At 49.5% G+C, this 21,830-nt stretch carries 17 protein-coding genes and 1 other annotated feature; of the genes, 3 read left to right on the top strand and 14 right to left on the bottom strand.

What is annotated here, in order from left to right; all coding sequences use genetic code 11:
* The first annotated feature begins 118 nt into the window (after positions 1-118).
* Positions 119-1,630: an alpha-N-arabinofuranosidase gene (locus MHB80_RS09700; protein WP_341281942.1), complete on the top strand. Its 1,512-nt coding sequence runs from the start codon at positions 119-121 to the stop codon at positions 1,628-1,630.
* Positions 1,631-1,825: 195 nt separating this feature from the next.
* Here the strand turns inward: MHB80_RS09700 and MHB80_RS09695 are convergent, their stop codons facing one another.
* Positions 1,826-2,101, bottom strand: a complete 276-nt coding sequence (locus MHB80_RS09695) for a hypothetical protein (protein ID WP_341281941.1) — start codon at positions 2,099-2,101, stop codon at positions 1,826-1,828.
* Positions 2,102-2,414: 313 nt separating this feature from the next.
* Between MHB80_RS09695 and MHB80_RS09690 the strand changes: the two genes are divergently transcribed.
* A complete protein-coding gene (locus MHB80_RS09690; RefSeq protein WP_341281940.1) occupies positions 2,415-2,813 on the top strand; it encodes an SET domain-containing protein in 399 nt (132 codons plus the stop codon).
* A 359-nt stretch (positions 2,814-3,172) separates the two neighbouring features.
* Here MHB80_RS09690 and pflA read toward each other — a convergent pair whose 3' ends face one another.
* The 9 genes from pflA to MHB80_RS09645 all read right to left on the bottom strand — a co-directional run bounded on the left by pflA (position 3,173) and on the right by MHB80_RS09645 (position 15,231).
* On the bottom strand, positions 3,173-3,961 hold the full coding sequence (gene pflA / locus MHB80_RS09685) for a pyruvate formate-lyase-activating protein (RefSeq protein ID WP_341281939.1): 789 nt from the start codon (positions 3,959-3,961) through the stop codon (positions 3,173-3,175).
* A 16-nt stretch (positions 3,962-3,977) separates the two neighbouring features.
* Entirely contained in the window at positions 3,978-6,251 is a 2,274-nt protein-coding gene (gene pflB, locus MHB80_RS09680) for a formate C-acetyltransferase (RefSeq protein ID WP_341281938.1), read from the bottom strand.
* 69 nt (positions 6,252-6,320) lie between these two features.
* Positions 6,321-6,950, bottom strand: coding sequence for a hemerythrin domain-containing protein (locus tag MHB80_RS09675; protein WP_341281937.1), 630 nt, complete (start codon positions 6,948-6,950; stop codon positions 6,321-6,323).
* Between the two features lie 40 nt (positions 6,951-6,990).
* Positions 6,991-7,356, bottom strand: coding sequence for a nitrite reductase small subunit NirD (gene nirD / locus MHB80_RS09670; RefSeq protein ID WP_341281936.1), 366 nt, complete (start codon positions 7,354-7,356; stop codon positions 6,991-6,993).
* Positions 7,357-7,423: 67 nt separating this feature from the next.
* Entirely contained in the window at positions 7,424-9,850 is a 2,427-nt protein-coding gene (gene nirB, locus MHB80_RS09665) for a nitrite reductase large subunit NirB (RefSeq protein WP_341281935.1), read from the bottom strand.
* Positions 9,851-10,863: 1,013 nt separating this feature from the next.
* Positions 10,864-12,399, bottom strand: a complete 1,536-nt coding sequence (locus MHB80_RS09660) for a right-handed parallel beta-helix repeat-containing protein (protein ID WP_341282925.1) — start codon at positions 12,397-12,399, stop codon at positions 10,864-10,866.
* 264 nt (positions 12,400-12,663) lie between these two features.
* Positions 12,664-13,191: an S-layer homology domain-containing protein gene (locus MHB80_RS09655; protein ID WP_341281934.1), complete on the bottom strand. Its 528-nt coding sequence runs from the start codon at positions 13,189-13,191 to the stop codon at positions 12,664-12,666.
* Between the two features lie 441 nt (positions 13,192-13,632).
* Positions 13,633-14,451, bottom strand: a complete 819-nt coding sequence (locus MHB80_RS09650) for a radical SAM protein (RefSeq protein ID WP_341281933.1) — start codon at positions 14,449-14,451, stop codon at positions 13,633-13,635.
* An 84-nt stretch (positions 14,452-14,535) separates the two neighbouring features.
* A complete protein-coding gene (locus tag MHB80_RS09645) occupies positions 14,536-15,231 on the bottom strand; it encodes a DNA alkylation repair protein (RefSeq protein WP_341281932.1) in 696 nt (231 codons plus the stop codon).
* 233 nt (positions 15,232-15,464) lie between these two features.
* Between MHB80_RS09645 and MHB80_RS09640 the strand changes: the two genes are divergently transcribed.
* A complete protein-coding gene (locus tag MHB80_RS09640) occupies positions 15,465-15,896 on the top strand; it encodes an HIT domain-containing protein (protein WP_341281931.1) in 432 nt (143 codons plus the stop codon).
* 390 nt (positions 15,897-16,286) lie between these two features.
* Here MHB80_RS09640 and tyrS read toward each other — a convergent pair whose 3' ends face one another.
* From tyrS to MHB80_RS09620, 4 genes are all read right to left on the bottom strand, one after another.
* Entirely contained in the window at positions 16,287-17,546 is a 1,260-nt protein-coding gene (tyrS, locus tag MHB80_RS09635) for a tyrosine--tRNA ligase (protein WP_341281930.1), read from the bottom strand.
* Between the two features lie 320 nt (positions 17,547-17,866).
* Positions 17,867-18,088: a binding site (T-box leader), on the bottom strand.
* A gap of 172 nt (positions 18,089-18,260) precedes the next feature.
* Positions 18,261-19,172, bottom strand: coding sequence for a carbohydrate ABC transporter permease (locus MHB80_RS09630; RefSeq protein ID WP_341281929.1), 912 nt, complete (start codon positions 19,170-19,172; stop codon positions 18,261-18,263).
* An 18-nt stretch (positions 19,173-19,190) separates the two neighbouring features.
* On the bottom strand, positions 19,191-20,120 hold the full coding sequence (locus MHB80_RS09625; RefSeq protein WP_341282924.1) for an ABC transporter permease subunit: 930 nt from the start codon (positions 20,118-20,120) through the stop codon (positions 19,191-19,193).
* A gap of 108 nt (positions 20,121-20,228) precedes the next feature.
* Positions 20,229-21,737: an ABC transporter substrate-binding protein gene (locus MHB80_RS09620; RefSeq protein WP_341281928.1), complete on the bottom strand. Its 1,509-nt coding sequence runs from the start codon at positions 21,735-21,737 to the stop codon at positions 20,229-20,231.
* Between the last annotated feature and the right edge of the window lie 93 nt (positions 21,738-21,830).

The following is a 21,830-nucleotide window of genomic DNA, read 5'->3' as shown; positions in this document are numbered from 1 at the left end:
GAAAAAGGCAAGCGGAGTGAAAAGGTTGAGCTGGAGAAGCGTCAACGGTCGTAAACTAACCTTTTCACGCAGTGCAGATCTTTTTTCACTACACTTTTAAACAGGAGGTTTTACCATTATGTCATTGAAATCAACGATGCTCATTGATAAACATTTTAAAATTGCTGAGGTTGACCCGCGTCTATATGGATCATTCATCGAGCATCTAGGACGCGCCGTATACGGCGGCATTTATGAGCCGGGCCACCCGACGGCTGATGAGAACGGCTTCCGCCGCGATGCGCTCGAAGCGATTAAAGCGCTCAACGTTCCTATTATACGCTATCCTGGCGGAAATTTCGTCTCGGGCTACAATTGGGAGGACGGCGTTGGCCCGAAAGAAGAGCGCAAGCGTCTGCTTGAGCTGGCTTGGTGGACAACTGAAACAAATGAGGTTGGCACAAACGAATTTGCCGACTGGGCGAAGCTCGTTGGCTCCGAAGTCATGATGGCGGTCAATCTTGGCACGCGCGGCGTAGATGCAGCACGTAACCTCGTTGAATATTGCAATCATCCATCCGGCTCCTATTATAGCGATCTGCGCATTTCACACGGCTACAAAGAGCCGCATAAGTTCAAAACATGGTGCCTGGGCAATGAAATGGACGGCCCTTGGCAAATCGGCGCCAAAACAGCAGTTGAATACGGCAGACTGGCGAATGAAACGGCTAAAGTGATGCGCTGGGTCGATCCATCCATCGAGCTCGTTGCTTGCGGCAGCTCATCGAGCGGCATGAGCACCTTTGCCGATTGGGAAGCGACTGTACTGGATTTGACGTATGATCAGGTCGACTATCTATCGCTGCATACGTATTACAACAATAACGAAAACAACTCGGAAAACTTCCTCGCGAAATCGCTCGATATGGATCAATTCATCTACAGCGTAACGGCGATTGCGGATTACATGAAAGCGAAGAAGCGCAGCAAGAAGAAGCTCATGCTGTCGCTGGATGAGTGGAATGTTTGGAACTCCATTGGCACAAGCCGCGCCGAGGAACGTTGGCATATTGCGCCGCCAGAATTTGAGGATGTATATACGCTTGAGGATGCGCTTGCTGTCGGCTGCTTCGTCATTACACTGCTTAAGCACGCAGACCGGGTGAAAATCGCTTGCTTGGCCCAGCTCATTAACGTTATCGCTCCGATTATGACGGAAAATGGCGGTCCGCTGTGGCTGCAAACGACGTATTTCCCTTACAAGCACGCTTCCCTGTATGGACGGGGCACTGTGCTTCAACCGATTACTTCATCGCCAAAATACGATTCGAAGGACTTCACTGATGTGCCTTATCTGGAAGCGATTAGCGTTCATAATGAGGAGCAAGGTGAAATTACGATTTTCGCCGTCAACCGTCATTTGAAGGAATCGCTGGACCTTGATGTTGATGTTCGCAGCTTCGGCACTGTCAGCCTCATCGAGCATGTTGTTCTGGAGCATGACGATATTAAAGCTTGTAATACGAAAGCTCGTCCTAATCAAGTGCTGCCGCATAACAATGGCACAGCCAAAGTCGATGGCGGCCAAGTTAGCGCCGTACTAGGCAAAGCTTCGTGGAATATGATCCGCTTGAAAGTCGCTTCCAACTAAGCGCTTCAAGCCGGCTTAACTGAAACACCCTCCGAAATTCGCCTGTTTGGGAATTTCGGAGGGTGTTTTATTGCAGCTTGTAATGTGCGGCGCTTGCGCTCAAAGCTGTCTTGGTTCAATTGGATTGGATAGCATGACAGCTGCTGTTGTACGTGAAAAAGCGGGGAGCGGGCTGCTATAGCAGCTGCTTCTAGTTTATATGATTCCGAGCGAGGATGGCTGAGCAGCGAATTTGCTAAGCAAGGAATGCTTCATGACAGCTCGTTTTGTCTGCTGTTTTTGTTCAGGCTGTGGCTGCTTGAAAAATTGCTCATCCTGAAATAATTGCTTGAGAGCCTGCATGACTGCCTGCGCTGCCTGCGCTTCATTCTCCAGCACATAATAGGCGACCTGATAACCATAGACTTCAAATTGTTTGAGTACAGCGGCCTTGTGCTGCAGCTCCTTCTGCCTTGTCAAAGCTCTGTTCATGGTGTCAAGTCACCTTTCTGCCCCTGGCGAATATTCCTTATCTATAGCGAAATCGCTCACTAAAAGCCGATTATGAGGGTGCATCTTATAAATGCTTATATTGTTAAACAGCGGTATGTATGCTTGCTATATATGACTAACTTAACTATACAAGAGGAGGCTTAACCGCAATAGTACCATGTTTTTATAGTACCTTCGGAAAAGCAAAATTGGAGCGACTGAATGAAGCAGCATTGCTATTTTTAGCGAAAGCGGGCTATAATGTTGAGAAAAAGAATTCCATTATATGCTTTAGTGGACAGAGGATACTTTCATGATTGAAATTCGAACTTCCCAGCTCAGCAATGGCGAGCTGAACCGCGGCGTATTCGCCACCCAGGACATCGCCGAGGGCGCGCTTATTCACGAAGCACCGGTCCTTCCTTACGAGAACGAGGAGCATGTCCATCTTGAGAAAACGATTTTTGCCGACTACGCTTTTGAATATGGAGCAAACCATTCCGCTCTTTTGCTGGGCTACGGCATGCTGTTTAATCACTCGTATACGCCGAACACGTTCTATGAGCTTAATTTTGACAATTTAACGGTAGACTTTTTTGCCTTTACCGATATTAAGGCAGGCGAAGAACTGCTGATTAACTATAACGGCGAAGTCGATTGCGAAGACCCTCTTTGGTTTAATGAGGAACAAGGCGCGAATAAAGCAGATTAGCATAGCCAGGTGTGGAAGTATGAAAGCCCGGAAGATAGGCACTAGGAAATTAGTGCTCGTCCTTCGGGCTTTTTATGCATGGGCTGCTGCTTACGCTCCATGAGCAAGAGAATAATCGTAGGCTTATCTCCAAAAGGTCGGGTACTTTTTAGCCTTGTCCAAATTGTTTATTATGAGGGCCATTCCCACAATGACGATAGTGCCAAATCCGATCGCAAGCAAGACCTAGCCCCCGCTAATGTTCATTTATATCCTATGCAGCTGGAGAAAAGCAGCGAATTGCTTTTACAAGAGTTGGCCGTTAATCAATCGATTCGCTGAAAATATAGAGCGATTGGAAGAAAAAAAGAAGCAGCCCTTCAGCCGAGCAATCGGCCGATAGGCTGCTTCTTTTCTATGCTCCCCACTTCTACTATTTGCGACGCCGCATGAATACCACCCTCCTGCACGAGCCGGTAAGCCCGCGCGACCTCCTGCTCCGTCGGGCTCGGAATGCCCTCCAGCGGATATTCGCGGCCAAGCTGCTGCCACTTGTAAACTCCCATTCGGTGATAGGGCAAAATCTCGAATTTCTCAACCGATTGAAGCGCGCTGATATAAGCGCCTAGCGCGCGCAAATCGTCGCTGCCATCGGTCACCTGCGGAATGAGTACATGCCGAATCCACACTGGCTGCTTCCACGAGCTCAAAGCGGCTGCGAAACGCAATATCCGCTCGTTCGGACGACTAGTTAGCAGCTCATGCTTAGCGGAATCGATCATTTTCAAATCCAGAAGCACCAGATCAGTAACCGCCATAAGCGGCTCCGCATGATTCGGTTCACAAAACCCTGACGAATCAAGTGTCGTATGCAGCCCCCAGCGCTGCTTGCACGCTTTGAACAGCTCGGTTACGAATGGCGCCTGCAGCGTCGGCTCTCCTCCCGTAACCGTAATGCCGCCGCCAGAGCGGCGGTAATACGGCACATAGGGCTCTATTTCCCGCAAAATATCGTCGACCGTCACCTGTTTTCCTGCTCCAGTATCCCACGTATCCGGGTTGTGGCAAAACTGGCATTGCAAAGCGCAGCCCTGCATAAAAAGCACGAAACGAATGCCCGGTCCATCGACGGTTCCAAACGTATCAAAGGAATGGATTCTGCCTAACATGCTTAGGGCCTCCTTTCTATACCGCGCCGTGGAACGTGCGGTTAATGACATCGAGCTGCTGCTCGCGGGTCAATTTAATAAAATTAACGGCATAGCCTGATACACGAATCGTCAGCTGCGGGTAGTTTTCCGGATGCTCCATCGCATCCAGCAGCTGCTCCCGTTCAAATACGTTAACGTTTAAATGATGGCCGGAGCTATCCGCATAACCGTCAAGCAGCGAAACGAGATTGTTAATGCGCGTCAGCGGCTCCTTGCCGAGCGCCTTCGGAATAATCGAGAACGTATTGGAAATGCCGTCGAGACAATCCTCGTACGGAATTTTAGCAACGGATGCGAGCGAGGCAAGCGCACCCTTGCGGTCTCTGCCATGCATCGGATTAGCGCCGGGCGCAAAAGGTTCCCCTGCTTTTCTGCCATCCGGCGTGCTGCCCGTTTTTTTGCCATACACGACGTTCGATGTGATCGTCAGCACCGACATTGTTGGCAAAGCGCCGCGGTAGGTGCGATGCTTGCGCAGCTTATTCATAAACGTTTCCGTGAGCTGCACAGCGATCCAGTCTACCCGCTCGTCATTGTTGCCGTACATCGGATATTCGCCCTGAATGTCAAAATCGACAACGATGCCGTTTTCATTGCGAAGCGGAATAACAACCGCATGCTTGATTGCACTCAAGCTGTCCGCCACAACGGACAAGCCCGCAATGCCGCATGCCATCGTACGCAAAATCTCGCGGTCATGCAGCGCCATCTCCAGCCGCTCATATGCATATTTATCATGCATGTAATGGATGATGTTCAGCGTGTTCATGTATAGGCCAGCGAGCCATTCCAGCATAGCGTCATATTTGCCCATCACCTCTTGATAATCGAGGCGCAAATCGCTCGTGATCGGGGCAAATGCCGGCCCAACCTGCATACCGGATACCTCATCTACTCCACCATTGATGGCATAGAGCAGCGCTTTTGCCAGGTTCGCCCTAGCTCCGAAAAATTGCATCTGCTTGCCGATCCGCATCGCGGAGACGCAGCAGGCAATGCCGTAATCATCGCCGAACTGCGGGCGCATAATGTCATCATTTTCATATTGAATCGAGCTCGTTTCAATCGACACCTTGGCGCAATATTTTTTGAAGTCTTCCGGCAGGCTCGCTGACCACAGTACGGTCAAATTCGGCTCCGGTGCCGGACCTAAATTGTATAAAGTATGAAGAATACGGAAGGAGCTGCGCGTCACCCGCGTCTGGCCATTGACCGCCATGCCGCCAATCGACTCTGTCACCCAGGTCGGATCACCGCTGAACAGCTCATTATAGTCCGGTGTCCGCAAAAACTTCACGATCCGCAGCTTCATGACAAAATGATCCATCAGCTCCTGTGCCTGCTCCTCCGTCAGCCTTCCTTCCAGCCGATCGCGCTCGATATAAATATCGAGAAAGCTGGAAACGCGCCCAAGGCTCATCGCCGCGCCGTTCTGCTCCTTAATCGCCCCAAGATAAGCAAAATACAGCCATTGGAACGCTTCCTTCGCCGTAGCTGCCGGCCTAGATATGTTGCAGCCGTAGGCAAGGCTCATCTGCTTAAGCTCTTGCAGCGAACGGATTTGCTCGGATATTTCCTCTCGGTCGCGAATTGTCTCCTCCGTCATCGTGCCTGTTTCCAGCAGCAGCAGCTCCTGCTTTTTACCCACGATGAGACGATCGACCCCATACAAGGCTACCCGGCGGTAATCGCCAATAATTCGGCCGCGTCCATAAGCATCTGGCAGCCCCGTAATGATTCCTGCTTTGCGCGCTGCCCGCATTTCTGAGGTGTAGGCATCAAACACGCCTTGGTTATGGGTTTTGCGAACCTCGGTAAACATTTTGATCATTTCGGCGGGCAGCTCGAAGCCGTAAGCCTCGCAGGCATCAACGACCATTTTGATGCCGCCGAATGGCTGAATGGAGCGCTTCAATGGCGCGTCGGTTTGCAGCCCGACAATCTGCTCCTTCTTCTGGTCAATGTAACCGGGAGCGTGGGCGGTAATGCTCGAAACTGTATTTAGATCAATATCCAGTACACCTCCGTTTGCCCGCTCCTGCTTGACGAGGTGCTGGATTTTTTGCCAAAGCTCGACCGTTGCCTCAGTGGCTCCTGCCAAAAAGGCCTCATTGCCTGTATAAGGCTGCAGATTATGATCCAGAAAATCCTTTACATCAATGCGCTCCTGCCATTTTCCTGCTGCAAAGCCCCGCCAAGCGCCCGCAGATTCTGCCACTTTAATGCGATCGGTATGATTGACAGCCATCTTTTCCGCCTCCTATATCCTATATAGCTACAGTATAAAACTAGATCCCTTTTTATAATGTGAAAATTATCACAATCTATAAAATAAATAATGATTTTCCAGCCGGATATGCTCCAGCAGCTTTGCTTCCAGCTGCCTCAGCCTGCTGTACGTATAAGCGAAAGCTTCACACGCATCATCTGGCAGCATATAATGCGCCGAAGCCAGCCTAATATGCAGCAGCATATTGCCGATCCGCCTATGGTCGCCTTCAAGCTTCTCGACCATTTGCTTCGCCTGCCTAAATGCACTAGCAGAATTGCGCCGCTCATATTTCAGAATAAGCGGGAAAAAGCATTCTTCCTCGTCAATCAAATGCTGCTCCAGCAAAGCCTTTAAAGCATGGAAGCGCTGCTGCAGCTCAATCAGCTGGCGGTGCTGGCTGCCATGAACGCTCGTAATGAGCGCCGTCAATTCATGCAGCAACGGCAGCTCGGCTCTGAGAAACAGATGATAGCCAAACATGAGCTGCCGCACCATTCCGGCAATTGACTGCTCGCTCCAATCTGCCGCTTTCAGCTTCTCCGGCTGAATGCCGATGTCCTGCCGCTCCTTCTGCTCCAAAAGTGCATGCAGCAGGTGGTTGCCACTGCAGCACGCACACTCTCCGAAACCCTTCTTGCCTTGATCACCTTCTCTGTTAAGCGTCGCCGTATTCAATAGATAAACCTCCTTTGTTCATTTAAGATACTTGCCTCTATTATTCCAGTCCGAGCTGCCTTGCTTGCTCTAGCGTCAGTCCCATCTGTACGTTCTTGCCCTCCACCTTCAGTGGATAGGTTTGCACCAAGCCGGAATCAGGCGCCTGCACCTGCCCGCTATCCAGCGCAATCTTCCAATCATATAACGGGTCCAGCACAAAATGTCCCGATACCATGCCTTCCGCCAGCGGCCCTCCCCTGCGATGGGGACTGCGATTGTCCAGCGCATACAAGGTGCCGTCGGTTGTAAGAAACACAGCAATCTCCTTTTGTTTCAAGCGAATAACCCGCCCCATTCGTTCGCGAAAATCCTCGAGTGTGCCGATTTTAATATAGGTCAAATCTTGATTTACCTGGGTGGTCATTTGGACTCTCCTCGCCTTCTATCCTTTAAATTTTAGTAACTGCTCAGCCTACCCTGCATGCGCTTGCCTATTTCATTTGAATCGCATCAAACAGATAGCTGCTTTCCCGCTGCTCCTCAAGCGCTGTGCTCCAAGGCTCCTTCAGTTCGGCTAGCGCGGCTAAAATATCCTGATACAGCTCGCGGCGGCGATCCATATTGTCAACAACCTCCGCTTTAATCGCCTCTATGCCAACGCGCTCCACCCACTCCGAAGTGCGCTCCAAGTAATTCGCCGTCAAACGATAATATTGGGTAAAAGCACCCACCATCTGCACAAGCTCTTCATCCGTTTTTACTTTGCACAGCAGCTCGGCGATGCGCGGCTTGATTCCACCATTGCCGCCAACGAACATTTCCCAGCCGCCGTCATTGCCGACGATGCCAATATCCTTCGTACACGACTCGGCGCAGTTGCGCGGACAGCCATTCACGGCCATTTTGAACTTGGCGGGCATATCGATCCGCTCAAATGTTTTTTCCAGCCGAATGCCCATGCCGATCGAATCCTGTGTACCGAAGCGGCAAAATTGCTGGCCGACGCAGGTTTTCACTGTACGCAGCGCCTTCGCATAGGCATAGCCCGAGGGCATATCCAGCTCTTCCCATACGAGCGGCAAATCTTCTTTCGCAACCCCGATTAAATCAAGCCGCTGGCCTCCGGTCACTTTGACCATTTTTACATCATATTTCACGGCAACATCGGCAATTTTCTTCAAATCCTGCGGCGTCGTCACGCCGCCATACATCCGCGGCACAACCGTGTAGGTGCCATCCTTCTGAATGTTGGCGTTCATCCGTTCATTAACGAAGCGCGAATCCTTCTCGTCCTCATGCTCCTGCGGCCACAGCATGCCCAAGTAATAATTGACCGCTGGGCGACATTTCGAGCAGCCCTCCGGATTGTGCCACTCCAGTACATGCATAACCTCTTTCACAGTCGTCAGATGCTTCTCTTTAATCGTAGCTACGATTTCATCGCGGCTGAGGCTCGTGCAGCCGCAAATGCCCGTCTTCGTCTTCTGGCCGGCATATTCGTCTCCCAACACATATTGCAGCAAATGGCTAACCGTCGGCACACAGCCTCCGCACGAACGCCCAGCCCCTGTGCACGCCTTTACCTCATCGACCGAAGTAAGCGAATTGTCCTTGATCGCCTTTACGATGCTCCCCTTCGATACGCCATTGCAGCCGCATACGATTTCATCGTCGGCCATTTGCGCTACGCGGTCAGCAGCCGACAACGCGGTGCCAGCTGCTCCCATCAGCTCTGCATAAATAGCCTCCGTCATGGCAGCCCCTTCGCGTACCCATTGCTGAATCCGGCTCGAATCGCTGACATCGCCGTAAAGCACACCGCCAACAATTGTATTTTCCTTAAGCAGCAGCTTCTTGTACTGCTGTTTCCAGTCATCCTGCTTGCGAATGACCGTCAGCTCTGGCTGATCCAAGAAGACGCCCGTCGAAAATACATCTACGCCCGAAATTTTCAGCTTCGTCGACACTTGCGTTCCCTCGTAAGGCTTCGTCTGCACGCCGCATAGCTGCTTCGCCAGCACGGCCCCCTGCTCAAACAGCGGGGCTACCAAGCCGTAGCAAACGCCGCGGTGCTCGGCGCATTCGCCAACTGCGTACACGCCTTCCGCCGACGTTTGCATGTAATCATCGACGACGATGCCCCGCTTCACTTCAAGACCGCTCGCGCTGGCCAAAGCCGTATTAGGCCGTATGCCCGCTGCCATAACGATAAAATCCGATTCCAGCTTCGTTCCGTCGCTGAAGGTCAGCCCCTCAACACGCTCACCGCCATAAATTTCCGCCGTCTGCTTTTCCATGAGGAAATGCAGCCCCTGCCGCTCCAGCTCCGCCTTCAACATCGCCGAAGCGCTCGTGTCAAGCTGACGCTCCATTAAATCCGCCATTAAATGAATGACCGTCACATTCATGCCCAAATTGAGCAAGCCCTTGGCAGCTTCCAGACCGAGCAGCCCGCCGCCTATAACAGCTGCATTGCGATATTGCTTCGCTGTCTCCAGCATGACGCTGCAATCCGCAATGTCGCGGAAGCCTACGACACCCTGCTTCTGATGCCCGGGAACGGGCAGTATAATGGGATTCGAGCCCGTAGCAATAATTAGACGGTCATAGGCTGCGGTCAACCCATTGTCCGCAAACACGATTTTTTGCTGCGTATCAATAGCCGTTATCGTCGTTCCCGTATGCAGCGTAATATGATGCTCCTCGTACCAAGCCCAACTGTTCAAAATAATATCATCTATCGTCTTACTGCCTTCCAATACATAAGAAAGCATAATCCGGTTATAGTTTGGATGCGGCTCGCTGCCGAATACCGTGATGTCATATTGCTCCGGTGACAGCTTGAGGATATGCTCCAGCGTGTTTACTCCCGCCATCCCATTGCCAATCAGCACAAGCTTTTGCCGTATTGCTCCCATTGTAAACGCCTCCCTGTAAAGCTTTCATTGTTCTTACCATCAGTATAAACAACAACGAGCGGGAGTTATGTGATATTTTTCACAAAACCAAAAATTATAATAAAAATAACCCCTCCCGCCATATTTCTTTAGCGAAAGGGCCGCGCGAATATCGCAAGCTGTCCAACATATTTTAAGCAGCACTCCCTAGGATGTGTATGCAATCGTGAGCCCTTGCTGCTGCTTGCTTATTGCCAATTCAATGCCAATTCCTCTGACCATTCAAGACCGAAGGAACCACAGCATGCGATTGTTGCTGAAAACACAGTTGCAGAGAGCAATGTGGCTGACAATACGTAGTTTTGGAGACTATTTCCTTTTTTCACGGACTGAGGTTCCGCTATTCTGGCTTTCAATCCCATTTCAGGACTTAAGCGGACAGGAGATCCGCTATTGCCCTCATAATCCTCTGAAAATGACGATGGGCAGCGCATTAGCGATTCCTGAGTCCGCAGCCGGTGCCAAAACCAGTGATTCGGTTGAATTAGCGGCTGCTGTGTCCTCCAAGTTGTGCCCACGAAGTCCGTCTTTGTGTCTTTGTGTCTTTGTGCAGGGAGCCCCCCCTCCCCCCCGAAACTAGCACCATGCAGCTGCCTTTTGCATATAGGACCTAGTAAAACAAAAAAAGAGGACGCCTGATTAATCAGAAGTCATCTTTTAATGGATCTACATGCATATACATATCAAGCTCTGTTATGGCAGCGGAATCGCGACTAGGCAACCAATTCGATAGGCTGTTTTGGCTTCTGCCTTTTTCTTCTTTGCCGGTCGGAGCGTGCGATAGCCTAGCTGCTCGGCGGTTTCCCAAATTTTTTACGGGTCTCGTCGCTAATGGAGCGGTTGGCATCATTGTATTATATTTGACCAACAATGATTTGCAGCAAATATAATTTTATAGTCCAGCCCCAGGGAAGCTTGCTTTTTCCTGGCGTTTTTTGCGTCTTTTTAACCGTTTGCCTGCTTAAGCTCTGCCGTTACTCATCTGCTCCAATATTAACAGCTGTACCCTGTACACGCGGCTGCCCATCGATATCCAGCGTACCGATAAGGGCGGTATCCGTGTCGCCAGCATCCATAGCTGGGGACGTCGCTTGCAGATGGAAGTCGTTCAATAAGACATTTGCGAACTTAGGATCTGCAAATACGGAATGTGAATCGCTGCCGGAATTTGCTTTGTATGCCGCGTAGCCGTTATACTCAACATTTTTCCAAACCCAGTAGGCATCCGAGCTTCCGCCTGGCGTGAAATACATATTGTAATCGACGATATTGCCGACATTTTGCGTATATTCGTTATAGATGAGGACGCCTGTCGAGCTGGCCACCATAATATTGTTTTTGATCACATTATTTTTCGTGTCAAATTGAACGTACAGCTGGCCTGCGCCGTCACCGATTGTATCGTTTTTGTACAGCGTATTGTTGATGATTTTGCTGTCTGTTGTAGAGCCGCGCTGCTTATCATAGCCGCCCATTGCAATGCCCGTTAGACGGTTATTGTAAATAATATTGCTGCGAACTGTAATATTGCTCGTAGATTTCCCTTTATGCTCGGAAGCTATTTCAATGCCAATATCATTGTTGTAGCTGTAGTTATGCTCGATGATGCTGTCCTTGCCGCCATCGACATAAATGCCGCCAGCTGCATGGCTGTTGTTGGGAAGCTTCTTGCCATAAGAAGGGTTGTTATTGGATGTAATATTGTACACATGGTTCCCCTTCACTAGACCGTTGCGTACCTGATCATAGGCTGTATTCGGGGCGGTCCCCTCAAAGCCGATCAGGTCGATGCCAATATTGTCATTGTCATGGATCAGATTATTCGTTACTTCGAATGTATCGACATTGCCATTGAGCACAAGCGATTCGCTGGAACCAAGCACCAAATTGTACAGCTCATTGCCGTCAATCGTCAGATTGTTAAGCGAGGCTGGCGACTTCGTGCCATATACGGCAATGCCATGAGCGTCGCGGCCTTGCAAGCCGCTGCCTGTCGGTGTCACCGTATTTTTAATCGCATGAACTTTATTGTCCAGCAGGCTGATATAGCTTCCAGCTCCGCTTACATAGATGCCTATCGGCACCTTATTTTTCGAAGTGCTTGTAAAGTTGCGGATTTCCAAGCCCTTAATGGTCACATGGCTGACATCGGTCAAGCTAACGAGGCCTTCCGCACCACTCGCCGTCAGTCCCGTGCCGTCAATAACAGCCACCTCTTCTCCGTAATTCGTGAAGATAATAGGCCCTGCCGCAGCTGAGCCAGAACGGGTTACGTTCAGCTTCTGCTTGTACACGCCACCCCGAACGTAAACTGTGCTTCCAGCTGGTACCGTATCAGCTGCATGCTGCAGCGTTTTCCATGGCGCGGTTATCGTACCGGCATTGGAATCATTGCCCGTCGTTGCGACATAATAATCAGCCCCCTCTGCCGAAACATCCGGTACCGAAACACCGATAACAAGCAAGGTGAATATCGCCATGCCGAGCATGGCGGTTACGTATTTATTCATTTTCATAACGAACGATCATCTCCTTGAGGAATGTTCTACTTTCATAGCAGCAGCCATTATACTATAGACCTCTGCTTATTTTCTCAGATATCTACCTTCATGACTTCCTTCTCTATTATATCGGTATTCTATCTTCTGTAAATGATAGGGGCGAACATCATTGATTAGAGCAAACTGCTGCCACAAGGCCGTTCCTTTACAGACGAAACTAAGCGAACTCAGTCCGATGAAATTCAGGACCAAGGCCGCTTAACTGAGCTTACTTTAGTTTATCATTTCAGTTTTCAACAGAAGTCTAAGAATGACGGTCGCTGCTTCCGCCCGTGTTACAGCTTGCTTCGGCTGGAATTTTCCACCTGGCGTTCCTATAAGCAAGCCCTCCTGAACAGCCTTGCTGACATCTTGCTTCGCCCAATCTGCAACCTCATCAGCATCCATGAAATTAGCCGTTTTCACCTCTGCCTCTTCAGACAGCTGTTTGCCTGCAAGAGCCTTTGCTTTGTTTAAAATGCTTGCCATTTCTTGACGCGTTATCGTATCGTTCGGCCGGAAATTACCGTCCTTTCCTCCCTGCACCAATCCCAGCTCAACGGCTACACCGATAGAGTCTGCATACCATGCATCGGAGGAAATATCTTTGAACGACACTGTTCCTGATTCTGAGGAGTAACCTAATGCACGAACAATCATGGTCGCAAATTCAGCGCGAGATGTGGTTTTGTTCGGAGCAAACTCCGATTCTCCTACTCCGGTAAGAATCCATTTGGAGGTGAAACCATGGAAACGACTCAATCCTACATTGAAACCTTAATGTTAAAACGGCTGTCGAGGGTGCTCGACAGCCGTTTTTTTTGATTACAGGGATCTAAATAACGCAATATCTCTAAAGCTTTTCAAACAAGATTCACACTCTCGCAAGGAGAGCGACCACTACCAGTTGGGAAGCTCAAACCCATCTATATGTTTCAATCCACGCTCTCGCACGGAGAGCGACAGCATATCTCGTGAAGCCTTGCGCAGCAAGGGGAAAATGGAACATTTCCGCGAACCTCTTCATTCAACTGCATATCCTAGCACTCATGAAAATGAAAATCCGAGTTTTCCCTTATCTGGCGCAATGTGCGAAACTCCCCGGGTTTTCATGGGAGCTTAACGTTCGCGCGACACTTCTCTTTTATCCTAGCATCCAAACCTGCCACTTACAATCATTTCCTGTAAAATCCAGTCATACCCTCAAGGCTCAAACCCCGCCTGACTTATAAACAGCTGCTCCTCCGCAAATACCTCACGGAACTGCCGATAAACCGTCTCGTAAGCCGAAGGCTCATACCATTCCTCAGCTTCCTGCTGCGCATACAGTGTCTCAAGACCAAGTCGCCTCGTTCGTTTACCTCCGCTTCCATCACCCATAAAATAATCGTCTATGCACACCCGATTCACGAGCGTGGCAAGCTTGCCCGCAAATGCCTCGCTGCTCGGCAGCAATGGCGCAACCGCCGCCTGAGTCGGCACGCCAGCTTCTTTCAGTAATCGCAAAGCTTTCAATCGAGCTTGAATGGGCGGAGCCATCGGTGAAAAATGCTTCCGGATCGCCTCCAAATCCGTCTCTACCGTCATACTGACGCGCACCCGGCTTCCCAGGCGCAGCAGCAAGTCGATGTCGCGAGTAACGAGCGGGCTTCTCGTCTGAACAAGCAAAAACTCCGGCGGCTCCTCCACCATCGCCTCCAGCAAGGAGCGCGTCACCTGCTCCTTATATTCGGCTGGCTGATACGGGTCCGTGCTGGAGGACATAAAAATCGTAACGGGCCCCTTCGCCTTCGCTTTTCGCAGCTCTTTCTTAAGCAGCTCGGCGGCGCCAAGCTTAACATCAACCCAGCTTCCCCACTCCTGTCCACGGAAGATGGACACCGGCATGCCCCGCACATAGCAATAGGAGCAAGCGAAAGCGCAGCCCGTATAAGGATTGAGCGAATGGCTGTAGCCCGACAAAAAGCCGGTCCCTTTATTGAGCAGAGTCTTCGGATGCTTGTATAAAAGCTCGTTTTTCATCGTGCCCCCTCCGGCATTCTAAATAATAGGCATGCGCTGTATGCCATCTACTATACTTACTCTGCTTCATTTAGCTTTGCCTGATTAGCTCTTCACGACTTTCCGCTTCATGCTGCGGATAATCGCTTTCGTATCCGGATCGATGCGGTACGATTCGGTTATTTTCTGCAACGCTTTGTTATAAGTGAAAGTGTCAAGCGCATTATTTTTCAAATAGGCCATCGTCGGCTCTGGTTGCTTAATGTAGCAGATGGATACTGCCCATGCCACCGCCATTTTCACATAATAGGCTGGATGGTCAATCTGATCGAGCCGCTGAAGCACCCGCTCTATATATTCATCATTTACATAAAAATTAAGCAGCATAACCGCGGCAAAACGCAAATCATACTCCTGCTCCGAAGCAAAATACGGCTGGATAAAATCCCATATTTCCTGCGAATGTTTTTTGGTCACCTTCAGCCCCGCACAGAAGCTGTCGCAGACGGACCAATTATCGATTTTCGGCACAAAATCGGCGATATAGCGTTGAAGCTCCTGCATATCCGTCTTCACGAGGCCAATGACCATGCCTTGCAGCATGACTTCCTCGAAAAATTCATCGTCTGCCTCCGCCAAATAAGCGCGCCAGTCGCCCTTTACAATTTCTGCTGCAAGCTTACGCAGCTCCGGCAGCCGAACACCCATTACATTGCTGATATTCGGTATCAGCGACGCAGCAAACTTTTGATAATCCGCCTCCGCCCGCAAAAGCAGCTCTTCCCGTATCGTTTGTGCCATTTCTATCCCCCGCTATTCCATTCATTTCGTCTTATCCTTACTATACCTCAAGCCATCAAGACTGTAAGCCTCAGAGAATGAAAGAGCAAGATAACGAAATCTATCACCGCCTATTTCAACTCCTATAGCTTTCAATTTCATTACCTAGATAGGCTATCGTTTGGTAAAATAGAGCTGTACGCACGATCAGCTATTGCCTTATCATTCTATCCTTCAAAGGAGCGATTCCATTGATGAATCACGATTCATGCGTATTTTGCAGGCCAGAACTGGAGGCGCGGCAGCGAGCTATATTAAGCAATGAAAGCTGCATCTTTTACCAAATGCCTCAGGACATTTTGATTGGTTCTGGTTTAATTGTTCCGCGGCAGCACCGCGAAAATGTTTTTGAGCTGTCGGAGCAGGAGTGGGCCGATACGTATCAGCTTGTACATAAGGTGAAGGCGCATTTGGATGAGCTGCATCAGCCAGATGGCTATAATTTGCAGTGGAATACGCAAGGCGCAGCAGGACAGCATCTGTTTCACTCTCATTTGCATATCATACCGAGATTTGCCGACGAGCCGCTGGCAGGCAAGGATTTGCGCAGCTTTCTGGGTAAAGAGGATAATCGCAGGCCCAGCTTGGCGGCCAATGACTTCCAGCACGAAATTCCTCATAAATAGTTAAAAAATATAGCCCGACAGCTTCCTTACGCTGTTGGGCTATATTTACGCCGACCCTGTTTAACTCGGCAACGGTTCATTCCGGGTCTTTGGCGGACAGAGATTCCGCTATTTTCTTCAAACAACGCTTGATGGTGAGGTTCGCGGACTCAGAAGCAGCTATTGGCTGCGAATGCCCCATTTTCAAGCCGAAATTTCATGAATAAGGGCTCTCCTGTCCGCTCAAACGCTGAAATCAACAAAAAGCTTAAAATAGCGGATCGTCAGTCCGCAAGCTAACCGTCTCGGACTAACCCAACTGCAGCAGCTGCGATTCTCTAACAAAACTGCATTGCTGCTTCAGCTGAGCTGCTCTGCTGGGCTACACTAACCCAGCTTAACCATGCAGCTCTAACCCAGCTTCACCAAGCTGTAGCTTTTTTTACCTTTGCGAATAATGATGAACCGTCCGCCAATTGCATGCTCCGCTGTAACGGTAAATTCAAGCTCCGTCACCTTCTCGCCGTTCATGGAGATGGCGCCCTTCGTAATATCCTCGCGCGCTTGGCGCTTGGAAGGCTCAATGCCGAGATCGACGAGCCAGTCGACGATGTTTTTCGGCTCCCCGTCCGCTGTGAAGGTCGGCATTTCTTTAAAGCCCTGCTCGATTTCGTCCGCTGTCAGCGAGCGAATGTCGCCGCTGAACAACGCTGCTGTAATGCGCTTCGCCTGCTCCAGCAGCTCTTCGCTGTGCACGAATCTCGTCATTTCCTCTGCCAGCGCCTTCTGTGCTTCTCGTTTATGAGGCTCGGTTTGCACCTTCTCCTCAAGCGCTTCAATTTCCGCTTTGCTCAGGAACGTGAAGAATTTCAAGTATTTCACGACATCGCGGTCATCGGTATTCGCCCAGAACTGGTAAAACTCGAATGGCGTCGTTTTGTTCGGATCAAGCCAGATCGCGCCGCCCGCCGTTTTGCCGAATTTCGTGCCGTCGGCTTTCAGCATGAGCGGAATCGTCAGGCCGAACGCTTTCGCCTCTGAGCCTTCTTTTTTCCGAATCAGGTCAAGGCCGCTCGTAATATTGCCCCATTGATCGGAGCCACCGATTTGCAGCTGCACATCCTCGTTCTGGAACAGGTGTAGGTAGTCAAGCGACTGCAAAATTTGGTACGAAAACTCGGTGAACGAAATGCCGCTATCGAGTCTGCTAGAGACGATGTCTTTCGCCAGCATCGTATTGATGCTGAAGTTTTTACCGAAGTCGCGCAAAAACTCAATGACATTGATTTTGTGCGTCCAGTCGTAGTTATTGACCATGCGCACCTGGTTGTCGCCGTCGGTCATAAAAAGCTTTTTCAGCTGTGCACTTAACGCATCAACATTTGCCTGCACCTGCTCCAGCGTTTGCAGCGAGCGCTCAGTCTGGCGTCCGCTTGGATCACCAATCGTTCCGGTCGCTCCGCCAATCAGAATAACGGGGCGATGGCCCGCGAGTTGAAAACGTTTCAGCATCATAAACGGAATCAAGTGGCCGATATGCATGCTGTCGCCAGTCGGGTCAACGCCGCAGTACAGCGACACTGCCTTCGTATTCGTCAGCTCGCGAAGTCCCTCCGCATCCGTCTGCTGGTTAATGGCATCGCGCCATCCGAGTTCATCCATAATATTCAAAGCAAACAACCCCTTTTCCATTCGATAATAGTGGTCATGTTTTACGTTAATGAGCGCAATAACGCACTGAGCAAGGCTTTTTCAAAATATAAGAATTTATAAGTTTTTCACGTATAAATAAGCTTATATTTCTCCGACAAAGCTCTTCGCACGTCCCAGAAGGACGACGAAGTCGTTTTTGCTTGAAATATAAAAATTTATAAGTTTTGCACTTATAAATAGGCTTATATTCCACCCTCGAAACGGAAGCCTTGCCGCCAAAGGACGGCTATAGCCGTTTACGCTTGGGCAACAAAAAATCGCCCCTCGTCTACTGGAGACATAGGGACGATTGAATAACCGTGGTACCACCCAACTTGCACAAACAGCTTGAAAAATGCTGTTCATACCGCTTTTGACGAAATATCGTTCGCCCTGCCGCTTGGCATTACCCAAGATACTCCAGAGTGTAATTCGCAGCCCTTGTATGTGTCAGGTCTCATCAACCCCTGACTTTCTGCAACAGGGACAAAGCTGCTACTGCGCTCTATCAACGTATAACATGTATTAGATTATAGACAGTATAGCGGAACGTGAAAATCATTGCAAGCCTAAACGTCAGGCAAAAACGTATGGTGAAAAAGAAGCTGCGCTGCATGAAAAGATTGGCTTTCGATCGCCATTACCCTTGAAATTCTTTGAATCAGCCGCAATAGGTGAAATTTCAAGGGTTGCCTATTCCTTTACCGCCCCTATCGTCAGCCCTTGAACGAAGTAGCGCTGGAAAAAAGGATACGCCAGCACGATCGGTCCCGTCGCCAGCACGACCATTGCCATTCGCGATGTATCCTGCGGCATGTTCTGCAATATGCCGGTGCTAAGCGCCGCATTGGTCGAATTTTGCATAATGAACTGCATGCTCGTTTCAATTCGCATCAGCATCGATTGCAGCGGCACCAGATTGGGCGAATCAATATACAAGAGTGCATTAAACCAGTCATTCCAATAGCCGAGCGTATTGAATAAGCCAATCGTAGCAAGACCGGGAAGCGACAGCGGCAGCACGAGCCGAATAAACGTTTGCAGCTCGCTTGCCCCGTCTATTTTCCCCGATTCAATAATGGCGGTAGGCACCATCGTAATGAAAAACGTTCGCATAATGAGGATATAAAACGCATTGACGAGCATCGGCATAATGAGCGCCCATATCGTATCCTTCATATGCAGCAGCTGTGTAACGACGATAAAGGTCGGCACCATACCGCCGTTGAACAACATCGTAAAAATCGCAAAAAAGCTGAATAAGCGACGATATTTAAAGCTTCTCTGGGAAATAGCGTACGCATAAAGCGTAATGATGACAAGGCTCAATAGCGTACCGACGACCGTTACAAAAATCGTAACGCCATACGAGCGCAGCAGCGCCTCGCCTGTCCGGAATATATATTGGTACGCCTCCAGGCTCCATTCCTTCGGAATAATGCGGTAGCCGTTCGAGGCGAGCGATTTTTCATTTGTAAATGAAATGATGACGACGAACACAAAAGGAAAGACGCAAGCAATTGCAATAACACCTGTCAGCAGGCTCAGGAGAAAGTTGGCAGCAGGTGAGATTTGATCGAAACGCTTTGGTTTTTTTACGGGCACCTATAGCTCCTCCTTCGTTTAAAACAAGGCATTATCCTTATTTTTTCTTCTGACGATGTAGTTGGACAGCATAACAAGCAGAAATCCGATGAAGGACTGATAAAGCCCGGCAGCCGTACTCATGCCGATTTCGCCGTTTACTTTCAAGCCTCGGAACACATACGTATCAATGACGTTGGTCATCGAATACAGCAGCCCTGAATCCCTTGGCACCTGATAAAAGAGTCCAAAATCCGCGTAAAAGATTTTTCCGACAGCGAGCAGCGTCATAATCGATATGACCGGAGCGAGCAGCGGAATCGTAATATTCGTAATTTGCTTCCATTTGCCTGCACCGTCAATCATCGCAGCCTCATAAAGCGAGCGGTCAATTCCCATAATAGCCGCCAAATACACGACGCTGCTGTAGCCAACGCCTTTCCACAGGTTGACCAATACGAGAATAAACGGCCATTTGGAGGGCTCCGAATACCAATTAATTCGCTCCATGCCCATCCATTCGAGCGTTTTATTCATCAGCCCTTTATCAAAGCTGAGGAAGCTGAATACAAAATAGCCGACAATGACCCACGATAGAAAATAAGGCATAAACATTGCGGTTTGAAAAAGCTTGCTCAGCCGCCTATTCGTAAGTTCGACTAAAATAATCGCCATCGCAACGGCCAAGATAAGCCCTAAAATAATAAAGGCTGCATTATAAAGCACCGTATTGCGCGTAATGATATAAGCATCCGAGGTGCTGAACAAAAACTTAAAGTTGTCTAGACCCACCCACTTGCTATTCATGATGCTGGCAAAAAAGCCATCCTTGCTGTATCTGTACTGTTTAAAGGAAATAATCGTTCCCGCCATTGGCAGGTAGGAAAAAAGCAAAAACCAGAGGGCGCCTGGCAGCACCATCAAGAGCATCGCTCGATTGCGCAGGATGTCCCGTGAAAATATTTTCAGCTTGTCGAACATGTCGTTCATCTCCTTACACCGCCAACTTATCAATGCTCGTTATCGTTATAAAAAAAGAGAGGCAAATCCGAAAATTCGCCTCTCCCTATTCACGGATTATTTAGGATTCGCCGCTTTCCACGCATCAAGCTGGGTCTGTGCTTCCGCAATAACTTTATCCAGCCCTGCTGCTTTAAACTTCTCAATCGCCTTTGGCAAATATTCATTTGGATCAACCGTACCCGTCATTAGCGCCGACCAGAACTCGCCTTTGACGTTCTGAATCGATGCCAGCTCGGTCGTGACGCTCGTTGAGTCAAAGTTGAAGCCCAGCGTTGGAGCTACTTTGCCCGCTTCATTGAACACTTTGTATTCATCCCATTTGTTCTCAGGATCACCCGTATTGAGATACGTCAACGTCACATTGCCAAGCGAGAAGGTCGGCATATCATAATTTTTAGACTCATCCAAGTTCTCCATCGCATTGTCAGCCGTTTTCTTGTAATGGACGTTTTCGATGCCGGAATCGATCATATTGCGCAATACCGGATCGGTGTTCAGCAGGTTCAGAAATTCCATCGCTTTTTCTGGATGCTCCGAATTAGCCGAAATCGCCTGCATCGAGCCCATGACGGACCAGTTGAAAATCATTGATTCGCTCGCAGGCGTTGATACGACCGGATAACCATAGCTTGCACTCCACAGATTATCGGCGAAAGGCGTCGTCGCTGCGCGGTCAAGGAACCATTTGCCGGATTTTTGCGTATCGTCCAGCCCATTGGTCGTTGCCGCCTCTGGCGAAACGTAGCCCTTCTTGTAGTAGCTGTGCATCGTATCAAGCGCTGCCTTAAGCTCCGGCGTCTCCAGCACGTTTACGACTTTGTAGTCGCCTTTATCCAAGCTTACGACCATTGGCAGGTTGGAGATCAAATAATCGTACGGCAGCACGGGCATATAATCCTTCGTTATAGCGAATGGCGTAATATCCGGCTCGCTGTCTTTAATCGTTTTCAGCAGCGGCTCTATGCTTTCCAGCGTATAGATGCCATCCATGCTCAAATTGTATTTATCCAGCAGGGTTTTGTTAAAGCGCCATACTTCAAGCGCCGGAAGCTCTTTTTTCGCCGGAATGCCGTAGTTGTGACCATCTACCTTGGAGCCTTCAAGAAAGGCCGGATCAAGCGTCTCCACAATTCCTTTGCCCTGCTCCTTCAATAAATCATCGATTTCATAAAAGGCTCCTTTACGGGCATTTTGCACGTAATCGAATGCCCATGAAGAAGTAAACATGATGTCCATAGGCGTTCCTGATGAGGTAGCGATTTGCATTTTTTGCGTATAATCGCCCCAATCAATTTGGGTCATTTTGATCGTTACGCCAATTTTCTCGGCTGTATATTTGCTGACTTCCTCCATAACGCGGTTTACATCCTTTTGCGGGGTTCCGATTGTGTACCAGCTCAGCTCCACCGTTTCATCTTTAACTGTATTGCCACCGCTGCTGCCGCTCTCCGCCGTTGCACTCGTTTCTTTTGCCCCGCCGTTTGAGCTGCATGCCCCTAGCAGCATCGAGAATGAAAGCAGCACCGCGAGCAGCATCATCCAGCTTTTGTTTTGTCTCATCAATCGTTACCTCCCTTTGTTTGCATCCCCTTGACTATCGCTTAACGCTTACTTGTAGATTACCGGATGTAAGCACTTTCAAATAGAGAAGAAACT

The sequence above is a fragment of the Paenibacillus sp. FSL H8-0537 genome, from assembly GCF_038051995.1.
GTDB lineage: Bacteria > Bacillota > Bacilli > Paenibacillales > Paenibacillaceae > Pristimantibacillus.
This window is presented reverse-complemented; position numbering and strand designations above follow the sequence as displayed.